Origin of the sequence: Iodobacter sp. CM08 (assembly GCF_033446605.1) — a bacterium.
GTDB lineage: Bacteria > Pseudomonadota > Gammaproteobacteria > Burkholderiales > Chitinibacteraceae > Iodobacter.
The window spans coordinates 44,413-66,570 of sequence record NZ_JAWQUO010000012.1 but is presented as its reverse complement, the minus strand read 5'-3'; the positions used below and the strand labels follow the sequence as shown (position 1 = coordinate 66,570).

Genomic DNA, 22,158 nt, shown 5'->3' with positions numbered 1-22,158 from the left:
GCTCAAAGTATTTTTTTTCTGGCTTGATCGAGTAAGGCCTGCGCTTGTTCCGCCTTGGCTTGAACTTGTTTCAGCTGATCCAGCCCTTGCTGGGCCTGAGCCTGCACTTGCTGAACTTGTGCTAAGCCTTGTTCTGCCTGCCCCAGCAGTGCTTTGGCGGGGGCAAGTTGTTCAGCGATCAATGGAGCCGCAGATTGAGTCGCCAGCTGAGCCGCTTTAGCCTTGGCCGCAGGGATTAATCCTTCCAGTTGGCTTAAGGCTTGCGCCTCCTCGACGATCTTATTGGCCGCTAAAGGCGCTTGGGGCCATTTAGGAATATCGAACTTACGCTCCTGATTTTTAGGTGCGCGGGGATCCGCCTGAAAGGCAACGCTGATTGCGCCCATCGGCAAACCACTCACTAGCGCTTTGCCCTCAGCATCCAAAGCCCCTTCATGCTTATTGCCATTCAAGTCCAGCAGGGTGTACTTGCCGCTTTTAATCCCTTCCATGTTTTCATAGAAATGATGGAGCTGAATATCACCTACGGCAGGTGCCTTGCCTGCAAATGCTGGCAAAGGTGGGTTTAAACTCGCAGGCCCGCTCCAATCATGGCTCCCGCCTTTAATGCTCACTTTCCCCGGTGCATGCAGCTCAATCTTGCCGTCTTTGATACGGATATACGCGCCGCCGGCGGTGAGTAGGATTTCTTGCTTGGCGTTGAAGAGGCCCTTGCCTTTGATGGCGGTGAGTTTGACGTTTTTGTCGCCGGTGATTTCGATATCGTCGCTTTGGGCCTGCATTTGTAGCTGGCCTTTGGCGGCGATCAGCTTCATGGTGATTTTGTCTTTTACGCCGCCCACAAATAGGCTGATGTGTTGGCCGACATTGTGTATCCAGCGGCGGCCTGTGCTTTGGTTGGTGTCGCGCTGGGCGACTAAATCTAGGTTGGTTCCAGCGCTCAGCGTCTGGCTTTGCGGGCTGGTGATCGCCACGCCATCTTCGCCGTGCAGCAGGATGATTTTTTGTCCCCCAAGAGGACTTCCTTCGGGGCGTTGGCCAGCTTGCTCTTTAGATTTGGTTTTGCCGTCTTTATCTGTATTGCTACCCGCTTCAAAGCTTTTGCTGGCGTGCACATGGTGGTGCAAGTGGCCGGTGGTGGCTTTGTCGCCTGCGCTGTTGTCGGGCTTGATGGTTTGACCATCGTCACCGGTTTCGATGCTGTCGGCGAGTTGTTTGGTCGCGTATTCGCCGAGGTTTTTGGCGGTTTCTAGGGCGGACTCAAGCTGGCTTTGGGCTGGGCTGCGGTCGAGTTGCTTGCCGCTCGCGCCGCCTTTAGCTTCGGTGCTGATCAGCAGGCCGCTGGCGCGAATGGCACCTTGTTTGTCGCTGCGCAGCTCAAAGCCTTCGCCGCGTGGTTCGCCTTTTCCGTCGGTACGCGGGTGGATTAGGTAGCCAAGGTTGAGCTGAGTTTTACCGTGCTCGCTGGATAATTTGGTGCGCACTTCGCCCTTGCTGTCGTCAAACAACAGCTCGCCGTATTGGCCGCCTTCAAATTCTTTACTCTTAATGCCAGATAGGGTTTTATTGGCGGGCAAGCTGCCTGCGCCGCTGAATGTTGAAGGTGGATGAGATCCGTTGTGAACCACGGCGGTGACGATGGGCCGGTCGATATCTCCCTCGATAAAATCCACCAAAACTTCTTCGCCGATTCGCGGGATAAACTGGTGGCCAAAGCCTGCACCGGCGCTCGGCATGGAGACGCGTACCCAGCAGGACGACTTATCGTCTAGGTTTGCGCCAAACTCAGGGTGCTCCTGAGCTCGCTGCCAATGTAGCTGAATTTTGGCATCTTTAATCGCGACCGGCAGGCCCTGCGGGTTGTAGCTGTATTGGGTGCTATGGCCCAGCGGGTCGGTTTCTTTGGTGAGATTGCCTTGGGCATCGTATTCGCGCAGCCATTCATGACCGGTAGGGTCTGTGATGTGGATCAGTTGGTCTTTATCGTCATAAGCCATCAACACCCGAGTTTGATCCGGGCGGATATGTTCGATCAAATTGTCTTTGTCGTCATAGATAAAGCTTTCAGCCGTGCCATCGGGGTGGATGTGCTTGGTTAGGTTTTTAGCTTCGTCCCTGAAGGCCCATTCCTCTTTGCCATCGGGGTAAACCGTGCGATAGACATAGCCGTCGATATAAAAGTAATAGTAAGTCTCTTGCGCCAGCACATCGGTGGTGATGGTCAGGCGCAGATCAGGCACATATTCGAGCTGGATGCTGTTGCTGCCATCGTCGGCGTATTCACGAATCGCTTTGGATTTGGCGTCTGTGCCATCCCACTCGATATTCTGGCCTTGCTTAAATTGTTAAAGATCGGCAAATCTATGCTTGATTCTGATCCCAATACCAAATCGTCGCGCCGTAAGTAGATGTAGGGAAATCAGGCATTAACTCTCCCCCCTTAAATAAGGCACGGCTGTTTTGTTTGGCAGGGGTGTACCAGTAGCCTGATTGCGGGCAGGGCTGGTTAGCTACAACACGTTGTGGGCCTGAATCAGTATCGGGCGATGGTTGCTCTGCTCTGGAGCGGGCAAAGTCGATCAAGTCTTTTGGGTAATGCAAATGATCACGATAGCTGCTGTCATCAACATCCCATAGAAAAGTAACTAAGGCCGCTTCAAAGGCCCAATAGCCAAAGTAAGAAGAATGGCCGACTGCATCTGTATGGGAACCATACCAATAGCAATCTTTCATTTTTTTGTACCAGCCATCCAGAAAGGCTTTAACTAAAGCGGGGCGCTCTTCTGCTGGGGAAACAATCACTTTGGCCAGAGGGCGATAAACATCGGCATGCAACAACGTGCGCTCAATTGGCCCAGTTTCAGGGCTAAGTTTTTGAACAATATATTCAAATAAACCATCACGGTGACGATTAAATTCAGCGTTCTTATTAATCCAACCCATAATTCGGGGGATTTGCTCTTCATGACCGAGTAACTTGGCAAGAGACAACAACCACATGACGTAAACATATGCTTCTAATTGGGTGATTTCTAGGCTTAATGCCTCGCCTTGTTTGCGCACTTCTTCATCAATAAAAATTTCAAAGGCATCGATGGTTTTAATAAAATCAAGATCTAAGGTTTCAATAGGTTGCCCTGCTGTGTACTTAAGAATAAGTATTTCAAAAAAAGATGTTGCAATGGCCCACATAAAAGATTGTCTTGCGCGTAAATCCAAAGATGAATTAGTTAGCTTAATCGTTGAGCGCTGTACTGTGTCTAGCAAATCATCAGAAAATTCATGATAATGTCCTTCGCTTATAAAGCGCTGCCTGCGTGATTTGTTAAATGTCATATATCCTCCTAAAATTCAGAATTATTATTTGTAGATGAAGATTTTCGTTCTTTTGGTTTCAAACTATTTAAATCTACTCCAGAGGAATCTACATCAATAAATATATAAATTTTAGTGCCTTTCGTATTGCCTAAAGGGCCTGGTAAGCATATAAAAACCCAACGGGCATACCCACTTTCTCGTATATCATCCATGCGATCTTTCTGTTCTTTTTTATTTTTTGATTTGTCTTTTTTTAAGGCGGAAGGAATTCTTTTTTCTGTCCACTTCGTTCCCATTTGCTGCCCATCACACGTGTTTTTCAGTCTATTTTTCGCTTCTTTTGTTATCCCTTCGGTATCTTTTTCATCAAAGTGCTTAGCAATATTTTTTGCCTCAAATACCACAAAACGTGGGTATGAAGGAAATGGAAATTGTTTATCCCATGCATATTTAATGTTAGGTGGTGTTGCTTCGGCAGGAATAAATATTATTTTTCCTGCTTTAGGCTGGGTCACTAATGCAGGAAATGGGCTAGGTTTGTTTTTTTCCTGCTCTGGCTTTTCAAACAGGCCATCCAGCCCTTTCCCTTTTGGTGGGTCAATTAAGCGCTTATACAAAAGGGATTTTTCCATGATCCCATAGCCATCACTTTCACATTCTGCGCCATTTTTTTTGTTCTGATCTACTTGATCCGTACATCGATTATTAGTTGTATTAGATGTCGCAGTATTGGCTTGAGCAACTTCTAAAATAATCAGTTTTTTCTTTTCTTCAGCCAGTTTTTTCCGGCGAGTTTCCCGCTCTGCCATTCGATCCAGCTCTTGCTGCTCCGTATTTTCCTGCATTGCATTGCCAGGGATGGTGAGCAGAAGTAAGCCAATCATCACTGGAGACAAAGCAATTCGAGTCATGGATGCAAGGCGTGAAGGTGCGGCCGCCGTTTTAGGCATGGTCACAGGCTCTAGTGGCACATCCGTCATCGTAGGCAAGTAGCTAGGGCTTGGAGCAAAAGCAAGTTGAACTGGCGGACCATTTTGCGCCAGATGGAGCGCAGTATCTTGTTGCTTTAAAATATCCAGCCATGCCTTATGCTCTGACTTAATCTTGGTCTGTGCTCCTTTGTAATCAAATTCTTCAATATACTTTCGGGCATCACCATAACCAATATGATGCATAAAGGCTTTGATTTCAGACCACTCCCTGCCATCGTAAACCATATCAATCAGCGTGCAAGAAGCCCCGTAAGTAGGCATAAATCCACTGAAATAATATGCAAGGGAATCCGATGTTTTGCTGCGCTCTCCACCGCCAAGAATAGATTGCAAATAGTCTCTGACTAATTGCAAAAAATCATCGCCATTATGAAAAGCTTGAATGCGGGAAAGCCATTGGCCTGTGATTTTTTCCGCAACTTCATGTTGAGCGATCAGTGCCGCTGGGTAAAACAAACCAAGAAACTGGCCGACTTCCCGCACTGCCATCCTAATTGCGTCTGTTGAGCTGGTTTCTACTGGAATGATAGAGATGACACGTTTGCTATTTATACTCATTTTTTTAACATGCCTTTAATGAGAGCCAGTGCGGCTTCCGCGTCGGAAGCAGAGCCTGCATGAGGATTCTCAGTTTTATTTTTTGCATTCCATTTACGGTTATCTTCACCTAATTTTACTTGCGCAGAGCCAAGGGGAACGCCTTGGACTCGAGCAAAGCCCTTCTCATCCAATACCCCATTGATTTCTGTTCCATCTGGGTATTTCAATTTAAACGGAGCACCTTTAACGGGCTCCAGATCGTTATACCCATAATTTAACTCTATCCAATTATCTTTATTTTCAGGCTTAGGCATAAAGGGGAAGTCTGAGTCTTGCTTTGCTGGCCCACCCCAATCATGGCTGCCGCCTTTAATGCTCACCTTCCCCGGTGCATGCAGCTCAATCTTGCCGTCTTTGATGCGGATATATGCGCCACCGGCGGTGAGTAGGATTTCTTGCTTGGCGTTAAAGAGACCCTTGCCTTTGATGGCGGTGAGTTTGACGTTTTTGTCGCCGGTGATTTCGATGTCGTCGCTTTGCGCCTGCATTTGCAGCTGGCCTTTGGCGGCGATGAACTTCATGGTTATTTTGTCTTTAATCCCGCCGGTAAACAGGCTGATGTGTGATCCGACGTTATGTATCCAGCGGCGGCCGCTGCTTTGGTTGATGTCGCGCTGGGCGACGTGGTCTAGGTTGCTGCCTGCGCTAATGGTCTGGCTTTGCGGGCTGGTGATCGCCACGCCGTCCTCGCCGTGCAGTAGGATAATTTTTTGTAGGCCAGCTTGCTCTTTAGATTTTGTCTTACCGTCTTTATCCGTGTTTGAGCCAGCTTTAAAGCTTTTGCTGGCGTGTACGTGGTGGTAAAGATGGCCGTGGCTGGCTTTATCCCCAGCGCTGTTGTCGGGCTTGATGGTTTGATCGTCATCGCCGGTTTCAATGCTATCGGCGAGTTGTTTGGTGGCGTATTCGCCGAGGTTTTTGGAGGTTTCTAAAGCCGATTCTAGCTGGCTTTGCGCGGGGCTGCGGTCGAGCTGCTTGCCGGATGCGCCGCCTTTAGCTTCGGTGCTGATGAGTAAGCCGCTGGCGCGAATGGCACCTTGTTTATCGCTGCGTAATTCAAAGCCTTCGCCGCGTGGCTCACCTTTTCCGTCCGTTCTTGGGTGAATCAAATAGCCCATATTGAGCTGGGTTTTACCGTGCTCGCTAGATAATTTAGTACGCACTTCGCCGGTGGAGTCATCAAACAGCAGCTCGCCGTATTGGCCGCCTTCAAATTCTTTACTCTTGATGCCTGATAGGGTTTTATTGGCGGGCAAGCTGCCAGCGCCGCTAAACGCGGGCGTTGGATGGCTGCCGTTGTAGACTAGGCCAGTCACAATCGGGCGGTCGATATCGCCTTCAAGAAAATCCACCAAAACTTCTTGGCCGATGCGCGGGATAAACTGGTGGCCAAAGCCTGCACCGGCGGATGGCATGGAGACGCGTATCCAGCAGGACGATTTATCGTCTAGGTTGGCGCCAAAGCTTGGGTGCTCGGCGGCGCGTTGCCAGTGAAACTGCACTTTAATGCGGCCTTGCTCGTCGGTATGGACTTCTGAGCCAGCGGGGCCGACTACGGTGGCGGTTTGCACGCCACGGCTTTGGGGTTTGCTGAATGTTTCATGAGCAAAGGCAGGCGTCAGCGGTTGGCCGCGTCTTTGGGCGGTAAAGTCAGCTTGGTAGGGCTTGGCAGCGTCTTTGTCGCCAGCGCCAAGCAGGCCTGGTGCCAGCTGCAACAATTGCTGTGTCAGATCCACCGGCAGATTGTTATTGGCGGTGAATTTAAGCTCGGTAATGGCGAATTCGCGTTGCTCGGCGGTATCCCACTCGTGGGCGGGGTGGTCTTCTAGCTGGAACCACTGCCCAGCTTGTAAAGAGCGCAGCGTGCCAGAGCCGGTAAATGATTTCTTTTGCGCGTCTAAAGCTTGCTGACGCAATTTAGCGTAGTGGCTTAAGCCTTCGGCATCGCTAGAGTAATAATGGCTTTGCGGGTCGTAATCTTCTAAGCCGGTTTGAATTTGCTGCCGACCTTCGCCCTGATCCACCGCGCTGGCATCTAGGCTACTGCGGGTCTGCACAGATTTGTAATCAAAGCTGGCGAGCGCAACGCTGCTGCTCCCCACCTGACGCTGGCTATGCCATGAGGTTAGCGAGTCTGATTTTTCTGTAGCGTCAGCGCGATGAAAGCGCACCTGTGGGTCGGCGGCCTCCGGCAGGGCATAGGCATCGTCAAATACAATCAGCTGCACCTGTGGCGAATCGCCAGGTAAATGTATAAAGCGCCAAGCCAAGCCTTGCTCATGCATAAGGCGCAGCAAGAAATCAAAATCTGATTCTCGATATTGCAGGCAATAAGAGCGTGGCGGCTGGGTGCCGCTAAGTTTGAAATCCAGCGTTTGTACAGCAGCAAACACGGGGTTCATTGCCTGATGTTCGGCTAACACCTGTTTAATAATGTCTGGAACGCTTAAATCTTGAAAAACCCGTGAAGTGCGGCGGTAGCGCAGTAGGGCAAATGGCGGCTCAATGGTTAAGCCATATTTAGCAAAACCGCCATCTGAGCCCAGTAATTTGGTCTGGCTAATCACCCCGCAGCGCTCAATCACCCCGCCATCGGCATCGCTAATGGCAATCACCACCGGCAATCCCAGTAGCGATTTCAGCTCTAAAGAGCCGTCTGGCGATAGGCAATCAATTTGGTAGCGATAAGCTTGGTTCACCCCCTCTTGGCCGCTGATGGATTGCGGCAAAAGCTGCTCGCCCCAAGCTGCACCATCACCCAGCTGCAGGCTGATTAGACGGTGATCTTGGGTAAAAGCAGCGGCAAAAGAGGCAAGCAGATTGAAATTAATCGTGGTTTGACCCCATTTGTTTTATTGAATCTGTTTTTTTAAAGAACACTAAATGATTAATTTCTGCTCACTAAGCTACTCTTGATTTGCATCCCAATACCAAATCGTAGCGCCATACGTAGACGCAGGAAAATCTGGCATTAATTCTCCGGTTTTAAATAATGCACGGCTATTTTGTTTGGCGGGGGTGTACCAATAGCCATCACGAGTGCAGCTTTGCTTGGCAATAACACGATATTGAGTCGGCTTCTCCGCATCGCCTTCACGACTTGTATAGCGGGCCTCATCACGTAGTTTTTTTGCATAGGAGACTAAGTCTTTGGGGTAAACCATATGCTCGATTTGGCTGTCGTCCAAATCTAACAAATAGGCAGTCGCACCCGCTTCAAAGGCCCAGTAGCCATAGTAAGCCGCATTGTCATTGACTATTTTACGATGCTCGTCATACCAACGCGCACCTTCTTGAGCGGGATACCAAGCTTTAAGATATTGCTGTATCAGGCCTAGCCCTTCTGTGCCTTCGGGGTCAAAATAGACTTGTAGCAAAAGGTTGTAAGGATCGTCATGAAATAACTCGAATGTATCTAAGCCATCATCTACAAAATCAAAAATTAATTGCTCGAATAAGCCATCACGTTGCCGATAGAACTTAAGTGCTTTAATAATGCGCTGCACACTAGATTGGTCGCGCAGCATAATGGCAACAGAAAGAAACTGTAGTGTATCTTCATAATTTAGTTGGTTATAAAAATCGGGAGCCGCAGCGTTCGGATCAATATTTTTTTCGGGAGACTTTTTAATTAGACGTTGGTTATAAGCTTTTTCAACATTGAACCACTCCTCAAATAAATCAGTTATTTCGGAGAGGCGCGGGGCTAAATCGTCCAGACTAACCCCCGCAGTGTAATCAAGCATCCAAAGCCAAAAGGATTCAAGAAATATATATTGATGACACGTTGCGTGATGCATATGCCCATAGCCATATTCCGGGTCTGATATATATTCTGTAGCCTCATTTATTTTTGAATTTATTCTTAATAATTGATAGGCCCTGCTATTTTTAAATAAATCTGGATATAAAAATTGTTGCCTACGTTTTTGAGTGACTTCAGATGAATCCATTAGCGATTTCCCCCTCTTCTTGATTTTCCACCTGAAGATTTTTTATCTTCAGGCTTAGGTGTTTCTTTGGTTTCCTTAAGTGGCGCTGATTTCTTTGCCTCTTTAAATATTTCACTTACTGAGTCAAGTTCTGCTGCAGTAAAAATATCTGAATACTCATGTTTTGCCTTATGTCTATCATGTAAAGACATTTCATAGACATCTCCACCACTCAGCATCCTTAGACCCACTTCAGCACTTACTTCGATGTGTTCCAAAATACCGAGGGCCAGACCTTGTTTAATTTGAGCTCCCAATTTAAGTCCGGTGTATTCTTTTGGTGGTTTACTATTACCAGGAATGGCGAAAAATAGATAAACCCAGCGATTAACCTTATTGCGTTTTGTAGTCATTTCTAATTGTTTAGCCGTTGCCTCAATCCACTCCCATGACATCTGCAAACCTTTTTTGGGCTGCCCAAGCATATACCACAATGCTAATTGCCTTTCATCCATCCCAGCAGGTGGTGAAAATTTATTCTTACCAGAAGCGGAAAGTTTTGCACCTAGGCCAAACATCGCACCAGCAGACTCGTAAGCTTTTGCTTCTACAAAATGATAAATACCACCTCCCAATGTCCATATCCCATCCACTCCGGTTTGATTTACTCGTGGCAGGTGCTCAGGGAAGAGTTCGACAGGCGAGTCAGCATGCCCTGTTTCAGTGACTAATCGGATTTCACTAGACCACTGGCCCTTGCGTATGCCGTGCTGCCCCCACACTGCTTTTACTTTAGCCATATGGTAGTAATGGGCCATGTGCTCACCTACCAGTGCTTTGTAACGCATCCCAATTTCTGCCCAGACCGCTTTCGTTACCCGCGTTGTGTTGTCGTGGCCAGAAGGCTTTTTCTTAGCATCTTGTACGTTTTTATCCGCAACGGGCTTATGCGGCTTTTGTTGAGTAGGAGTGGGACTATGTTTATTGCTTACACTAGATTTTTTATGCCCAGTTGTTGTACTACCGACTGCAGCACCAGCGAGTTGTTGGGCTACACGATAGCCATCTTCACCAAGTAGCTCGGTCACAAACTCTTGTAACGCTTTGCTGCCTTCTTGCACGCCCGTTTTAAGAGGGCCACGAATTTTTTTAAGTTGTGGGCGTAAGTCGTGAGCAAGGCCTTCAACATCAGCAGGTAACCACCAATGTGGTGTGGCTAGTTGCCCAAGTAATTGGTCACATAAATCAAGGGCAAGCATGGTTTGTTGAATGGCTAACTGAGTATTTCCTGCCCAGTTAAAGGTTTTCATAAACTTTATTGCTGCGCCTTTTCCCTTACCTAACATGCTTTCAAGGAAAGCTTGCCCACGTAATGCGCCTTTTAATGCTTTTCTACTTTTCCAAAGTGGTTTGATGATGGTCTTGAAGAGGCTACCTACTTCAGGGATGCAGCCAAATGCCGCTAAAGCCAAATCAACCCAATCATCTTTACTGCAATTTTTTGTGCCTTTGCGGTTAATCCGATAAATCATGCCGGATACATCCCGCACGTCCATCACCTGATCAACAACAGGAATTAAAGAAATCAATCCACCAATGACCATCGCGGCATTGCTAGGTTGCTGTTCAAAATCCCCCAAGATCAGGTCTTTACAAAATTTCGAAATATCGTCGCCCAAACTCATACTGATTCATCCAAACGTGGTTTATTTTGCTGCAGGCGCTCTTGTTCAAGAATGCGCTCTGCCTCGCTTTGTTTTTGTTTGTATGTCTGATCTTTTTCAAGAGGAGGGGCTTGCCATGGCCGTTCATCTTCGCCGTATTCAACGGTGTAAGGACGCGGGGGTGGCCCCTTAATCTGAGCATGGCCTTGCTTATCCAGCTTACCTTCGATAATTGTGCCATCGCTAAAGGTCAGCTTATACGGCGCACCTTTTACGGGTTCCAAATCGTCGTAGTGATAGTTTAATTCCAGCGCATTTTTCCACTCGCCCTTGGGTAAAAATGGTGGCGTGATATTCAAACTCTTCGGCCCACCCCAATCATGGCTGCCGCCTTTAATGCTCACCTTCCCCGGTGCATGCAGCTCAATCTTGCCGCCTTTGATGCGGATATATGCACCGCCGGCGGTGAGTAGGATTTCTTGCTTGGCGTTGAACAGGCCCTTACCTTTGATTGCGGTGAGTTTGACGTTTTTATCGCCGGTGACTTCGATATCGTCGCTTTGCGCCTGCATTTGCAGCTGGCCTTTGGCGGCGATGAACTTCATGGTGATTTTGTCTTTAATCCCACCGGTAAATAGGCTGATGTGTTGGCCTACGTTGTGTATCCAGCGGCGGCCGCTGCTTTGGTTGGTGTCTCTTTGGGCGACGTGGTCTAGGTTGCTGCCTGCGCTTAGGGTATGGCTTTGCGGGGTGGTGATCGCTACGCCATCCTCGCCGTGCAGCAGGATGATTTTTTGTTGGCCAGCTTGCTCTTTAGATTTTGTCTTACCGTCTTTATCCGTGTTTGACCCTGCTTCAAAGCTTTTGCTGGCGTGCACGTGATGGTAAAGGTGGCCGTGGCTGGCTTTGTCGCCTGCGCTGTTGTCGGGTTTGACGGTTTGATCGTCGTCGCCAGTTTCGATGGTATCGGCGAGTTGTTTGGTGGCGTATTCGCCGAGGTTTTTGGCGGTGTCTAAGGCGGATTCTAGCTGGCTTTGCGCGGGGCTGCGGTCGAGCTGCTTGCCGCTGGCGCCGCCTTTGGCTTCGGTGCTAATCAGCAGGCCGCTGGCGCGAATCGCACCTTGTTTATCGCTGCGCAACTCAAAGCCTTCGCCGCGTGGCTCGCCTTTGCCGTCGGTGCGCGGGTGGATCAGATAGCCAAGGTTGAGCTGGGTTTTACCGTGCTCGCTAGATAATTTAGTGCGCACTTCGCCTTTGCTGTCGTCAAACAGCAGCTCGCCGTATTGGCCACCTTCAAATTCTTTACTCTTGATGCCTGATAGGGTTTTATTGGCGGGCAAGCTGCCTGCGCCACTAAACGCGGGCGTTGGATGGCTGCCGTTGTAGACTAGGCCAGTCACAATCGGGCGGTCGATATCGCCTTCAAGAAAATCCACCAAAACTTCTTGGCCGATGCGCGGGATAAACTGGTGGCCAAAGCCTGCACCGGCGGATGGCATGGAGACGCGTATCCAGCAGGATGATTTATCGTCTAGATTTGCGCCAAAGCCTGGGTGCTCGGCGGCGCGTTGCCAGTGAAACTGCACTTTAATGCGGCCTTGCCCGTCGGTGTGGACTTCTGAGCCAGCGGGGCCGACTACGGTGGCTGTTTGCACGCCACGGCTTTGGGGTTTGCTGAATGTTTCATGAGCAAAGGCAGGCGTCAGCGGTTGGCCGCGTCTTTGGGCGGTAAAGTCAGCTTGGTAGGGCTTGGCAGCGTCTTTGTCGCCAGCGCCAAGCAGGCCTGGTGCCAGCTGCAACAATTGCTGTGTCAGATCCACCGGCAGATTGTTATTGGCGGTGAATTTAAGCTCGGTAATGGCGAATTCGCGTTGCTCGGCGGTATCCCACTCGTGGGCGGGGTGGTCTTCTAGCTGGAACCACTGCCCAGCTTGTAAAGAGCGCAACGTGCCAGAGCCGGTAAATGATTTCTTTTGCGCGTCTAAAGCTTGCTGACGCAATTTAGCGTAGTGGCTTAAGCCTTCGGCATCGCTAGAGTAATAATGGCTTTGTGGGTCGTAATCTTCTAAGCCGGTTTGAATTTGCTGCCCACCTTCGCCCTGATCCACCGCGCTGGCATCTAGGCTGCTGCGGGTCTGCACAGATTTGTAATCAAAGCTGGCGAGCGCAACGCTGCTGCTCCCCACCTGACGCTGGCTATGCCATGAGGTTAACGAGTCTGATTCTTCGGTAGCGTCAGCGCGATGAAAGCGCACTTGCAAGTCAGCGGCTTCCGGCAGGGCGTAGGCATCGTCAAATACAATCAGCTGCACCTGCGGTGAATCGCCTGGCAAATGAATAAAGCGCCAAGCCAAGCCTTGCTCATGCATAAGCCGTAGCAAGAAATCAAAATCTGATTCTCGGTATTGCAGGCAATAAGAGCGTGGTGGCTGGGTGCCGCTAAGTTTGAAATCCAGCGTTTGTACAGCAGCAAACACGGGGTTCATTGCCTGATGTTCGGCTAACACCTGTTTAATAATGTCTGGAACGCTTAAATCTTGAAAAACCCGTGAAGTGCGGCGGTAGCGCAGCAGGGCAAATGGCGGCTCAATGGTTAATCCATATTTAGCAAAACCGCCGTCCGAGCCCAGTAATTTGGCTTGGCTAATCACCCCGCAGCGCTCAATCACCCCGCCATCGGCATCGCTAATGGCAATCACCACCGGCAATCCCAGTAGCGATTTCAGCTCTAAAGAGCCGTCTGGCGATAGGCAATCAATTTGGTAGCGATAAGCTTGGTTCACCCCCTCTTGGCCGCTGATGGATTGCGGCAAAAGCTGCTCGCCCCAAGCTGCACCATCACCCAGCTGCAGGCTGATTAGACGGTGATCTTGGGTAAAAGCAGCGGCAAAAGAGGCGAGCAGATCGCTGGGTGTCATGGGGGTAATCTACGGTCGGATGGGAGCGTGCAGACTACATTAATAGGCGGTTATTTACAATAAGATTACTTGTTTTCTAGGTGTTTTATCAAGCTGTAAGTTATAGTGCGTAAGTAAAATAACTTATTTAAATTGCATATGCGGATGTTATGTCGCGATATGTAGCCAACCATAAGTTTTTTTATATTTTTGATCGACGAATAAAGTGCCATTTCAGAGAGTTTTTAGCGGGAATCCAGCAACACCACTGGATTTTCGTCCCCAATCTAAAGATATTTGAGGGCAGGCTCTGTGCGGGAATGACGGGCTAGCTTGGCATAATGTTGAAAATTTTATTGCAGAGCACGTACTCGTAAATACGCTGTGTTTTAGGTGAAAAGTAAGGAAAAAGCTTTTTGCTGTGGCTCTGTGAATTAAATGTAAGGGCGCTGCTTGCTGCGCCCGATAGGTATCAAGTTACCTGATTATGTCTCTTGCTCAATTTCATTATAAATATCGTAGGGCGGGTGAAACCCGTGTATTTCTTCAGCATGGCTCGCGGGTTTCACCCGCCCTACACATTTAAAAACCAAGCTCAACACTTAAGAAACCCATCTGCACAGAGCTCATTGAGCAAGAGACATAATCAGGTCAAGTTAAGCCAATGCCCTATAAAGCAAATCACTAAAAGTGGGTGAGGTTTCATCTGTGCTCAGCCATAAAATGCGTGAGATGAATGGGTTAAATCTTAAACCACAGAGAACACAGATGCCTACAGAGTAGGCAAAACTCTGTTTGGAGTATTTATCTGTGTACTTTGTGCTCTTATTATCTCTGTGGCTCAAGATTTAGCGCCATTTCACACCTCGCTGAGGCGTTTTGCGGCCTACGCCGACGGGTCTAGCGCTGCCATTAAATCGCCCGGTGGGGTTGCGCCACGCTCTTTAAAGGCTTGGTTACGCAGCTGAATACCTTCTAGCTCGGGCAAATCATGCAGTTGGCTGATAAAGCGAATGATGGAGGTGGTGTCATAAAGGGTGTGATCCACATGGCCTTTTTTGGCGAAGGGCGAGACCACAATGGCGGGGATACGGGAACCTGGGCCCCAGCGATCGCCCTTAGGAGGGGCGACGTGATCCCACCAGCCGCCGTTTTCATCAAAGGTAATCACCACCACCATGTTTTTCCACTGCGGGCCACTCATCAAGTGCTGCAGCACATTGGCCACGTGCTGGTCGCCTGATTCCACATCAGAATAACCCGCGTGCATATTTAGATTGCCCTGTGGCTTATAGAAGGCCACTTGCGGCAGGGTGCCGGTTACGGCGGCGGCGATAAAGTGATTGGAGTAGGGGCTCTCACCTAGGCCAGCATCGCGCAAATGCTCGGCTCTGGCGGCGGTGCCGGGGGCGAATTGCTTGAAGTAATTAAAGGGCTGGTGGTGGTACTGAAAATTAGGTGCGTCGGCACCGCCTTTGCCATCTAAGGTGGCCTGCCATGCGCCGCCATACCAAGCCCAGCTCACTTTTTTATCTGAGAGTAAATCGCCAATGGTGCGATAGCTTTGTGGTGGCAAGGTGCTTGGGTCGGCGGGATCGGCAAGCTGGGGATCGCCGCCGGGAGCTGGCGGAATATAGCTGGGCTGATAGGGAGGGGCCATGGTGTTTACGGCGTAACCATCGGGGGTAATCGCACCGCTATTGATATATTTGGCGGGGCCATCGAGTGCCGAGGCGGGCGATTTGGCGCTGGTTGCCAGTTGATAGCCCTGTGGGCCATCGCTTAATACGGCGATTTTTTCTTTGGCGGGGCCATTGGCGGCGTCAAAGTATTCTGGGGTGCGGCCAGAAATTAAAAATTGGTGGTTGAGGTAAGAGCCACCAAAGGCCGCCATAAAAAAGTTATCGCAGAGCGTGTATTTACGGGCAATTTGCCATAGATTGAGGTTTTTTGCCGTTTCGCTGTAATGCCCCATCACCAGCGCGCCAGAATTGCCCCAAGCCACAAACTGATTATTCTTTCCGCCATTGATTTGTTGCTGATTATGGTAAAACAGGTGGGCTAGATCGCGGGTAATCACTGCTTCAGGCAGCGGCTTGCCCTCGGTGTCTTTAAGCGCAAATGGCGCATTCGGCAGCCCGCTGATTTGTGCCTCTTCAATAAAATAACGTTTACCGGCTACGGTTTGGCCGCGTTGCACCATGCCACCCCAAATCTTGGGCAGGCTGCTTAAAACGCTGCCATCGCGATCGAGCTGAGGCTCAGGGTTTGCACTGGCAAGGGGCTGCGCCACGCCAGGAAAATTGCCAAACAGATTATTAAAGCTGCGGTTTTCTAGATAAATCACCACCACATTTTTAATTTTTTCTTTTAAAGGTTTATTGAGCGCAGCGATCGGCTTGCTGGCTATGGGTTTGGCTGTGCTACTGGCAGGCAAGGCCAAACCTGCACCCATTGCGGCCAACCCGCCTAGTAAGCGGCGGCGGTTTGGATCGCTTGGTGCGGATGATTTTGACTTCTTACTCATGATGTTGTCCTGAAAAGGCCGTGTGCGGCGGTTGTGCCTTTATTTCATCATAAGTGACTGGGGTACTTAAAGGGATAAGTTCATAAAATTGTAATTGTACTGAAATACAAATGAAATATTGACTTGGGCACACCATGTAGGGTGGCAAGGTGGTTTATCTTGCCCACGCGGATGTACACAGCGTGGGAAAAAAACGTGCCCACCCTACACATTTTACAAGTCCTTAAGTTGATAGGATTGGGTGGCGATCCCGCATTTACGCTGGATCCTCGATAAAACCATTCGGGGATGATGATTTAATTAGTGATCAATAAACTGATAAGGCTGAAATTTTTGTTTTAGGTATTCGCCGTGGCTGATCAGTTTGTCGGCGTCTTCGCTGTATAGATCGGCTGCCATTTCTGTTAGCTCATTGTGCAGCAGCACCAGTTGCTCGGTGAGTAGGGTTTGGGCGGTTTTGCCATCGCGCAGGGTGTGCATTTTGGCAAAGCTGGCAGGCAGCGCCAGATAATTACCGATGGTGGCGGGCAAATCTCGGCTTACGGTATTGGCTAGCTCAATACGGGCGGTGGCAGGAAAAGCGGGGGTGGCAAAGCGCGGTGCCAGCTCATGAATCAGTGCTTGAATATGGCCAAGCCGGGCGCGTGGCTCGGCGGGCAGGCGTGGGCCAAAATCGGCACAGATGGCGTCTATGGCCTGATCAACCGGCATTTGGGGCAGCTGTTCTAAAATGGGCGGGCGGCTTGGGGGCAGAATCAGCCAGCCAAATAGATAGGCGCCTATCGTGAGCGGCAGCCACCACGCGTGGATAATCCCAGCAAAAAACAGCGCCAGCACCAAGAGTGCGCAAAGGCTGCCCGCGATATTGCGATTGCTGTAAATAAATAGCATCAAGCGCGTTGGCATTACTGGTAGCCCCGAATATCTTTAAACGCCGCTTGTAGGCCAGCTTTTTTGGCATCAAAAACACGGCCGCCGGTGGCTTGGGTGAGCACTTCTAGCTCCTCGCTTTTGGCCTCGCCAAATAGCACGGCAAAAATGCGAATATGCTTTTGCTGGGGCTGCAGCGTGCTAAACCATTGCTTGAATTCGTCTAGCGTTATGCCGTCATTATTGATGCCATCGGTCATTAATAATAAGGAATACACGCGGTCTGGATCTTTGCTTTGGCGCAGCAGCGCGGCCTGATACGCTTCTTTGGCTGCGGTATAAATGGCGGTGCCACCGGTGGTTTGCAGCTGGCTGGCGTAATCGCTAAAGGCTTGCAGTAGCTTGGCATTGCTGGCTTTGTCACTGCTTAATGACCAAAGCTGCTGGTCTTCTACATGATCTGAAAAGCGCAGCAGCGCGATGCGTTCTCTGTCACGCAGCTTGGCATAGCGGCCAGATAGGCTGCTATCGCCGCCAGCCAATCCCGCTAGCGATTGGCGCAGTTGCTCAATCCGCGGGCCTTGCATCGATCCGCTTACATCCACCACAAAGGTGGAATCGGCGGGGCGGCGCAGGGTGTTGAGATAGGCGTCAAGCAGGCCATCCACCACTTCTAGCTTGGCGGGAAAGGCCAGTTCAAAATAATCTTGGCTGGCGATAATGGGTTTAACGGTTGAATTCACCGGCAGGCGATAGCTGGCTTTATTCATGGCCTGCTGAAATTCTGCGCCTTTTAGGTAGGCCACAAGTTTGTCGTAAGCGGCGCGCTTGGATTCTTTAAGCAGCATAAAAGGATAATCAGCAGTGATCACGCCATCTTTAGGGTAAATCAGCGTCAGCGGCTCTTTTAAGCGGCTATTCATGCCATGCAATACCGATGCGTAATTGACGATGCCATCTAGATTAGCGGCTTCTTTTTCATATACTTCGGCCAGCCAGCCCGATGATCCAGCGGTCAGGGATTGCGCCTTAGCAAAGGCGGCGAGGGTTTTAAAATCAATATCTTTTAGCTCTAGTGCATCGCCTTTACCCGCCACGGCAGAGGCTAGGCCTAAAATAGCGGCAAAACCGGTGTTTGAGCTGGCGGGGCTGCTCATCGCAAAATGCAGCTTGCCAGCGCCGGCCGCGTCGGCAATATCACGCCAGCTTGGCGCTTTGTTTGGATCTGCCCAGCCCAGCGCTTTGGCCTTATTGGTTTTAAGCCCAAGCACCACCGGCGAAATCATAGTGCGCTCGCTGGCCTTAATTCTGGCCTTGGCAGCAGGGGTGAGCAGCGCGTATTTATTGCTGGCCAGCCAAGCAAAATCGTACTCCGCCCCCGATTGGATTTGCTCTACGGCATCTAAAGTACCCGCGTATTTTAATTTGAGCTTAATGCCGGTTGCCGCCGTAATTTGCGGCAAAAGCGGCTCGATATCTTTTAGCTCAGAGCCCGCTAAAACGGTGAGGGTGCCGTCGTCGGTCATGGCTGCTGTTTGCGGCGTTTTTTCGCAAGCAGTCAGTACAAATAAGGTGGCAAGCAGCAGGATAAAAGTTTTGCGCATAGTGGGGCTCGTATTAGCGGGCGGTCAAATGGGTTAAAGCTTCACCGGCCCATCGCTGGTGCTGCTGCTTAGCGATTGGCGCACGCTTTCACCCTGTGCTCGGTCTACATAGCTTTGGGCGCGCTCAATTTGCTGGCGGATTAGCTCATTGTTTTTGCCCATCACCGTGATGGCCTCAGAGCGAAACTTATCCATCGCATCCATTGCGGCAAAAGATTGATCAAACATCGATTGAATCCGCTCAATGCCAATCAGTGGTGAGCTGGCAAATTCACCGGTTTTTTGTACATGGGTATTGAGTGCCTTGCCGCTTTGCTCGATCAAATCGCCAATGGTGCCGGATACGCCTTGCAGCATATTCATCACTTCAATTTGATTGCCGGTCGCGCGGGCCACGGTGGTGGCCACCGCCAGTGCCGACATCCCCGTGGTGGCTACGCGGCTGCAGCCATTGGCCATTTCGCGGCCGGTCTTTTTTAAGATTTCCATCGCCATATAGCCGTTCACGGTAACGGCCATTTGCGTTTGCATATCGCTGACATTTTGCCGCGCATAAAACAGCACTTCTTGTTCCAGCGCACGGGCGCGCTCGGCATCGCTGCTTTTGAGCCTATCCACTTCACCGGCAAGGCGTTGATCCAGCTCGCGGGCAAAGTGAATCGCGGCACCTAGTTTTTGCATCGCATCCCACAGCTTTTGCTTGATGGTTTCAATCTCGGCGGCGTCTTTTAGCATATCGTCGCGGGCGGCGTGCACCTGCTGTAATGCCGTATTGAGCTGCGTTCCTGCGGATTGAAACTTGCGAAAATAAGCTTTGAGCTTGTTACCAAAGGGGATCAGGCCAAGGATTTTGTTCTCAGATAATAAATCGCCCTGCTTGCCAGGATTGAGCTCATCCAGTTGGCCGCGTAATGCGCCAATCGCTTTAAAGGCCGCGCTATCTTCAACCCCCGCCAGATTGCGATCCATAAACCGGCCCGTCATCAGGCCCGCCGCCTGCGAGATTTCTTCTCTGCCCAGATGAAACGCGGCATCCAGTTTTTGCTTAAAGCTATCGCTGCTGACATCTTCCGCTACCAGTGCGCTTACAAAGCGGCTAACTTGTTCTTCAACTTTGCTTTTTAGCTCGCTGCTGAGCGGTGCCATTTCTGGCGCACGCTCTGCAGGCACGGCAATTACGGCTTCCGGTGGGGTTAGTACGAGGGCTTCTGGGGGCTGCAGGGTATCGCTCATTATGTATTCCTGTTGTATGTATTGGCTTTGGATTACTTCAGCTGGCCAGGCTGAAATTACTTCAGCTGCTGAGCAATGCCTTCAATCATACGCTCCAGCATTTCAAAGCTAGGCGGATCGATTACGTCAACAAGGGTGGTGGGTGCGGAGAGTTTTTTCTGCTTTAAAAACTCAGAAAAATGTGCAATCGCACTGCCCCGATAGCCGTATTCGGCGGCGAGTTTTTGCAGCTCTGCATCGTGCTCTAGCGCCTCTCCCACCCGATTACCCGCCTCAGTAAATGGCACCAGCACATGTTTGGTAAACGCGGTGGGTTGTGGATAGAGCAGCAGCATGTCTGGGTTGGCTTGGGGTAGCTTGGATTGGAATTCTAAAAACTGTGATTCATACACCATCACCAGCGGCGCTTTGCCGATGCCCATGCTGGTGTAATCATCAAATGGCCCAGCGGAGCTGGATTCCTGAAACCCTTGCTTAAGAAATAGCGGGCTGACTAAGGGCAAAACTTTTTGCACTTCTGCATCAGACTGCACCACATTATTATCATTGAGTAAGTAGCTTGCCAGCGCTAGATACATGGCCCCAGAGTTAGACTTACGCACATCGGTGCTGGAAATTAAAATCGAGCGGCCACTATCGTAAGCGGTGTTGTTTTTTAGCTCGCGCCAGCGTTTACCTGTGCTAATCAACTCGAGTAAGCGCTTCATATCAATAATGTAGTAAGCCCCATCTCGGCTCTGCACAAGGCCGTTACTTTCCAGCATGGGAATCAGTTTTTGCCATGAAGCCACGGCCATCGGGGTAAAAAAAGGCGTATAGAGTTTTTGCGCCTTCATCACTTGCTTTAGGCGTAATGCCGCAGGGCTGCCTGCAGGGTGGCCAAAATCAAAGCTTTTTAAATCAGGATGCACGGCCATCTCGCGCGAGCCGGCTTTTTGCACTTCTACTTGTAAACCCAAGCGGGCAAAGGCTTGGATAACCCGTGGGTCGCGGTAAAACGGCTCTTTTTCAGAGCCAATCAAGCCACGGGCCAAGCTTAGCTTGCCAGCCTGCGCTGCTGCGCCATCTGTTTTTTGCTTATCGTGAGCAGAAAAAAATAGCCCTAGTAATACCGCTATTCCTAGAATGCCAGCCAATAGGGGGCCAATAATCTTGCGCAAGACTGCTCCTTTACCAAATAAATAATGTGCATCTAGATTAGCAATTACGGGTGTGCGATTTGCCGCCGAGAATAAAAACGTGATTTGGCTTTCAATCGTTGTAGGTATTTAGCGAGAGTATGGAGAAGAATATGCGGGCGGTGTGTTACAAATAGATGACAAACAGATAGTGTAACTAGCCAGGGCGGAGCAAGGGAAGGAGGGGTACAGGCGCAAAAACGCACACCGCAACTTAGGGCTGCGGTGTGCGTTTTTGATAAAGATTACTTATGTTTTTTGCTAGTCGTGTGCTTAATCACGGTTTTGCTGGTGCTTTTGTACTTGGTGGCTTTGCTGCTGGCTTTGCTCGACTTGCTGTTTTTTGCGGCAGCCTTGCTGGTTTTCTTGCTTACAGTCTTGCTACTGGCGTGCGATTTACCGCCCTTGCTGGTTTTAGAGCGTGTGCTGCTGCTTTCGCGCTCAAGTTTTGGCGTTTCACATACCAAGTGTTTTTTACCCTTACGTTTAACCGTTTTGCAGACCGGCTTAGCGCGAACGCTGCTGGTGGTGCTGCTCGATTGCTTAGGTACTTGGGCCAATAGAGTGGCCATATTGACGGGGGTGCCGCCAGCGCCATCGTAGCGGCGAGCGCCAGTAAAGCGTGAAGTCCAGTAGCTTTGGTTTAAATTAGTAATTTCAACGCTTTTACCCGCACGTGGCGAGTGAATAAAGCGGTTGTCACCCATATAAATGCCGACATGCGAAAAAGTGCGCCCCAGCGTATTAAAGAAAACTAAATCGCCCGGTTTAAGCTCTTCTTTATTAATACTTGCGCCCGATTGCGCCATGCCTAAGGCATTGTGTGGCAGGGCGATATTCATCGAGTTTTGGAACACATAGCGCACAAAGCCGCTGCAATCCAAGCCCGCCTCTGGGGTGGCGCCTCCCCATTTATATTTCACGCCAATCAGGCTCATGGCCTGTAGCAGCATATCTTGGGCGGGGGCGTAATCGGGTTTTTCGCTGCGGTTATCAGCTTTGGCTTTGCGAGGCCGTGTAGTGTTGGTAATGGTCGTGGCTGGAGCAATTTGCTCAACGGCTGGATCGACCTCATTAAGGCTAGTGTCATCGGCGTGAGCCGCAAATGCACTAACGCCCACGAATAATGCGCTGATTAATCTAATCCATTTCATGTGGGGGGCAATGGCTCTAAATGAAGCAGGCGTGTTGTTGGCTGCGCTTAAGATGCATCACGTTTTGCAACGTTGGTTTAAGGGGCCAGTAGCTACGCCTACTTAGGGTTATGGGGGCAGTAAAAAACAGCCGCCAATATTAGCATGTTCACCCCGCTAGGAAAATTGGAATACGGCGCTGCTGATTGG

General features: G+C 50.0%; 12 protein-coding genes and 1 pseudogene. All 13 read right to left on the bottom strand.

The features are described 5' to 3' along the window. Positions 1-2: 2 nt before the first annotated feature. Positions 3-1,826: pseudogene (locus R6242_RS08630) on the bottom strand (DUF2345 domain-containing protein); the annotation flags it as partial. A 535-nt stretch (positions 1,827-2,361) separates the two neighbouring features. Continuing rightward, the gene (locus R6242_RS08625; protein ID WP_318426059.1) at positions 2,362-3,336 is read right to left on the bottom strand and encodes a PoNi-like cognate immunity protein; all 975 of its coding nucleotides are present in this window, start codon (positions 3,334-3,336) and stop codon (positions 2,362-2,364) included. Between the two features lie 8 nt (positions 3,337-3,344). Further along, positions 3,345-4,868, bottom strand: coding sequence for a hypothetical protein (locus R6242_RS08620; protein ID WP_318426058.1), 1,524 nt, complete (start codon positions 4,866-4,868; stop codon positions 3,345-3,347). Continuing rightward, positions 4,865-7,741, bottom strand: a complete 2,877-nt coding sequence (locus R6242_RS08615) for a type VI secretion system Vgr family protein (protein WP_318426125.1) — start codon at positions 7,739-7,741, stop codon at positions 4,865-4,867. The genes R6242_RS08620 and R6242_RS08615 overlap by 4 nt, the downstream gene beginning before the upstream one ends. 75 nt (positions 7,742-7,816) lie before the next feature. Beyond that, positions 7,817-8,656 carry a PoNe immunity protein domain-containing protein gene (locus R6242_RS08610; RefSeq protein WP_318426056.1) on the bottom strand — a complete coding sequence of 280 codons (840 nt, stop codon included), beginning with the start codon at positions 8,654-8,656 and terminating at the stop codon, positions 7,817-7,819. 206 nt (positions 8,657-8,862) lie between these two features. Further along, positions 8,863-10,527, bottom strand: a complete 1,665-nt coding sequence (locus R6242_RS08605; RefSeq protein ID WP_318426054.1) for a hypothetical protein — start codon at positions 10,525-10,527, stop codon at positions 8,863-8,865. Next, positions 10,524-13,424 carry a type VI secretion system Vgr family protein gene (locus R6242_RS08600; RefSeq protein ID WP_318426052.1) on the bottom strand — a complete coding sequence of 967 codons (2,901 nt, stop codon included), beginning with the start codon at positions 13,422-13,424 and terminating at the stop codon, positions 10,524-10,526. Before R6242_RS08600 ends, R6242_RS08605 begins: the two co-directional genes overlap by 4 nt. Positions 13,425-14,289: 865 nt before the next feature. After that, positions 14,290-15,930: an acid phosphatase gene (locus R6242_RS08595; RefSeq protein ID WP_318426050.1), complete on the bottom strand. Its 1,641-nt coding sequence runs from the start codon at positions 15,928-15,930 to the stop codon at positions 14,290-14,292. A 300-nt stretch (positions 15,931-16,230) separates the two neighbouring features. Continuing rightward, positions 16,231-16,836 (bottom strand): hypothetical protein, encoded by a 606-nt coding sequence (locus R6242_RS08590; protein ID WP_318426048.1) that lies wholly within the window; start codon positions 16,834-16,836, stop codon positions 16,231-16,233. Then, positions 16,836-18,404, bottom strand: coding sequence for a substrate-binding and VWA domain-containing protein (locus R6242_RS08585; RefSeq protein WP_318426046.1), 1,569 nt, complete (start codon positions 18,402-18,404; stop codon positions 16,836-16,838). Before R6242_RS08585 ends, R6242_RS08590 begins: the two co-directional genes overlap by 1 nt. Before the next feature lie 33 nt (positions 18,405-18,437). Continuing rightward, positions 18,438-19,637, bottom strand: coding sequence for a toxic anion resistance protein (locus R6242_RS08580; protein ID WP_318426044.1), 1,200 nt, complete (start codon positions 19,635-19,637; stop codon positions 18,438-18,440). Positions 19,638-19,693: 56 nt separating this feature from the next. Continuing rightward, entirely contained in the window at positions 19,694-20,797 is a 1,104-nt protein-coding gene (locus R6242_RS08575) for a hypothetical protein (RefSeq protein WP_318426042.1), read from the bottom strand. 263 nt (positions 20,798-21,060) lie between these two features. Then, the gene (locus R6242_RS08570; protein ID WP_318426040.1) at positions 21,061-21,969 is read right to left on the bottom strand and encodes a C40 family peptidase; all 909 of its coding nucleotides are present in this window, start codon (positions 21,967-21,969) and stop codon (positions 21,061-21,063) included. Positions 21,970-22,158: the final 189 nt, after the last annotated feature.

What these genes read in the sequence shown, in the direction of transcription:
- R6242_RS08625 (WP_318426059.1), bottom strand. Translation starts at nt 3,336, where the DNA reads ATGACATTTAACAAATCACGCAGGCAGCGCTTTATAAGCGAAGGACAT.
- R6242_RS08620 (WP_318426058.1), bottom strand. Translation starts at nt 4,868, where the DNA reads ATGAGTATAAATAGCAAACGTGTCATCTCTATCATTCCAGTAGAAACC.
- R6242_RS08610 (WP_318426056.1), bottom strand. Translation starts at nt 8,656, where the DNA reads ATGCTTGATTACACTGCGGGGGTTAGTCTGGACGATTTAGCCCCGCGC.
- R6242_RS08605 (WP_318426054.1), bottom strand. Translation starts at nt 10,527, where the DNA reads ATGAGTTTGGGCGACGATATTTCGAAATTTTGTAAAGACCTGATCTTG.
- R6242_RS08600 (WP_318426052.1), bottom strand. Translation starts at nt 13,424, where the DNA reads ATGACACCCAGCGATCTGCTCGCCTCTTTTGCCGCTGCTTTTACCCAA.
- R6242_RS08595 (WP_318426050.1), bottom strand. Translation starts at nt 15,930, where the DNA reads ATGAGTAAGAAGTCAAAATCATCCGCACCAAGCGATCCAAACCGCCGC.
- R6242_RS08590 (WP_318426048.1), bottom strand. Translation starts at nt 16,836, where the DNA reads ATGCCAACGCGCTTGATGCTATTTATTTACAGCAATCGCAATATCGCG.
- R6242_RS08585 (WP_318426046.1), bottom strand. Translation starts at nt 18,404, where the DNA reads ATGCGCAAAACTTTTATCCTGCTGCTTGCCACCTTATTTGTACTGACT.
- R6242_RS08580 (WP_318426044.1), bottom strand. Translation starts at nt 19,637, where the DNA reads ATGAGCGATACCCTGCAGCCCCCAGAAGCCCTCGTACTAACCCCACCG.
- R6242_RS08570 (WP_318426040.1), bottom strand. Translation starts at nt 21,969, where the DNA reads ATGAAATGGATTAGATTAATCAGCGCATTATTCGTGGGCGTTAGTGCA.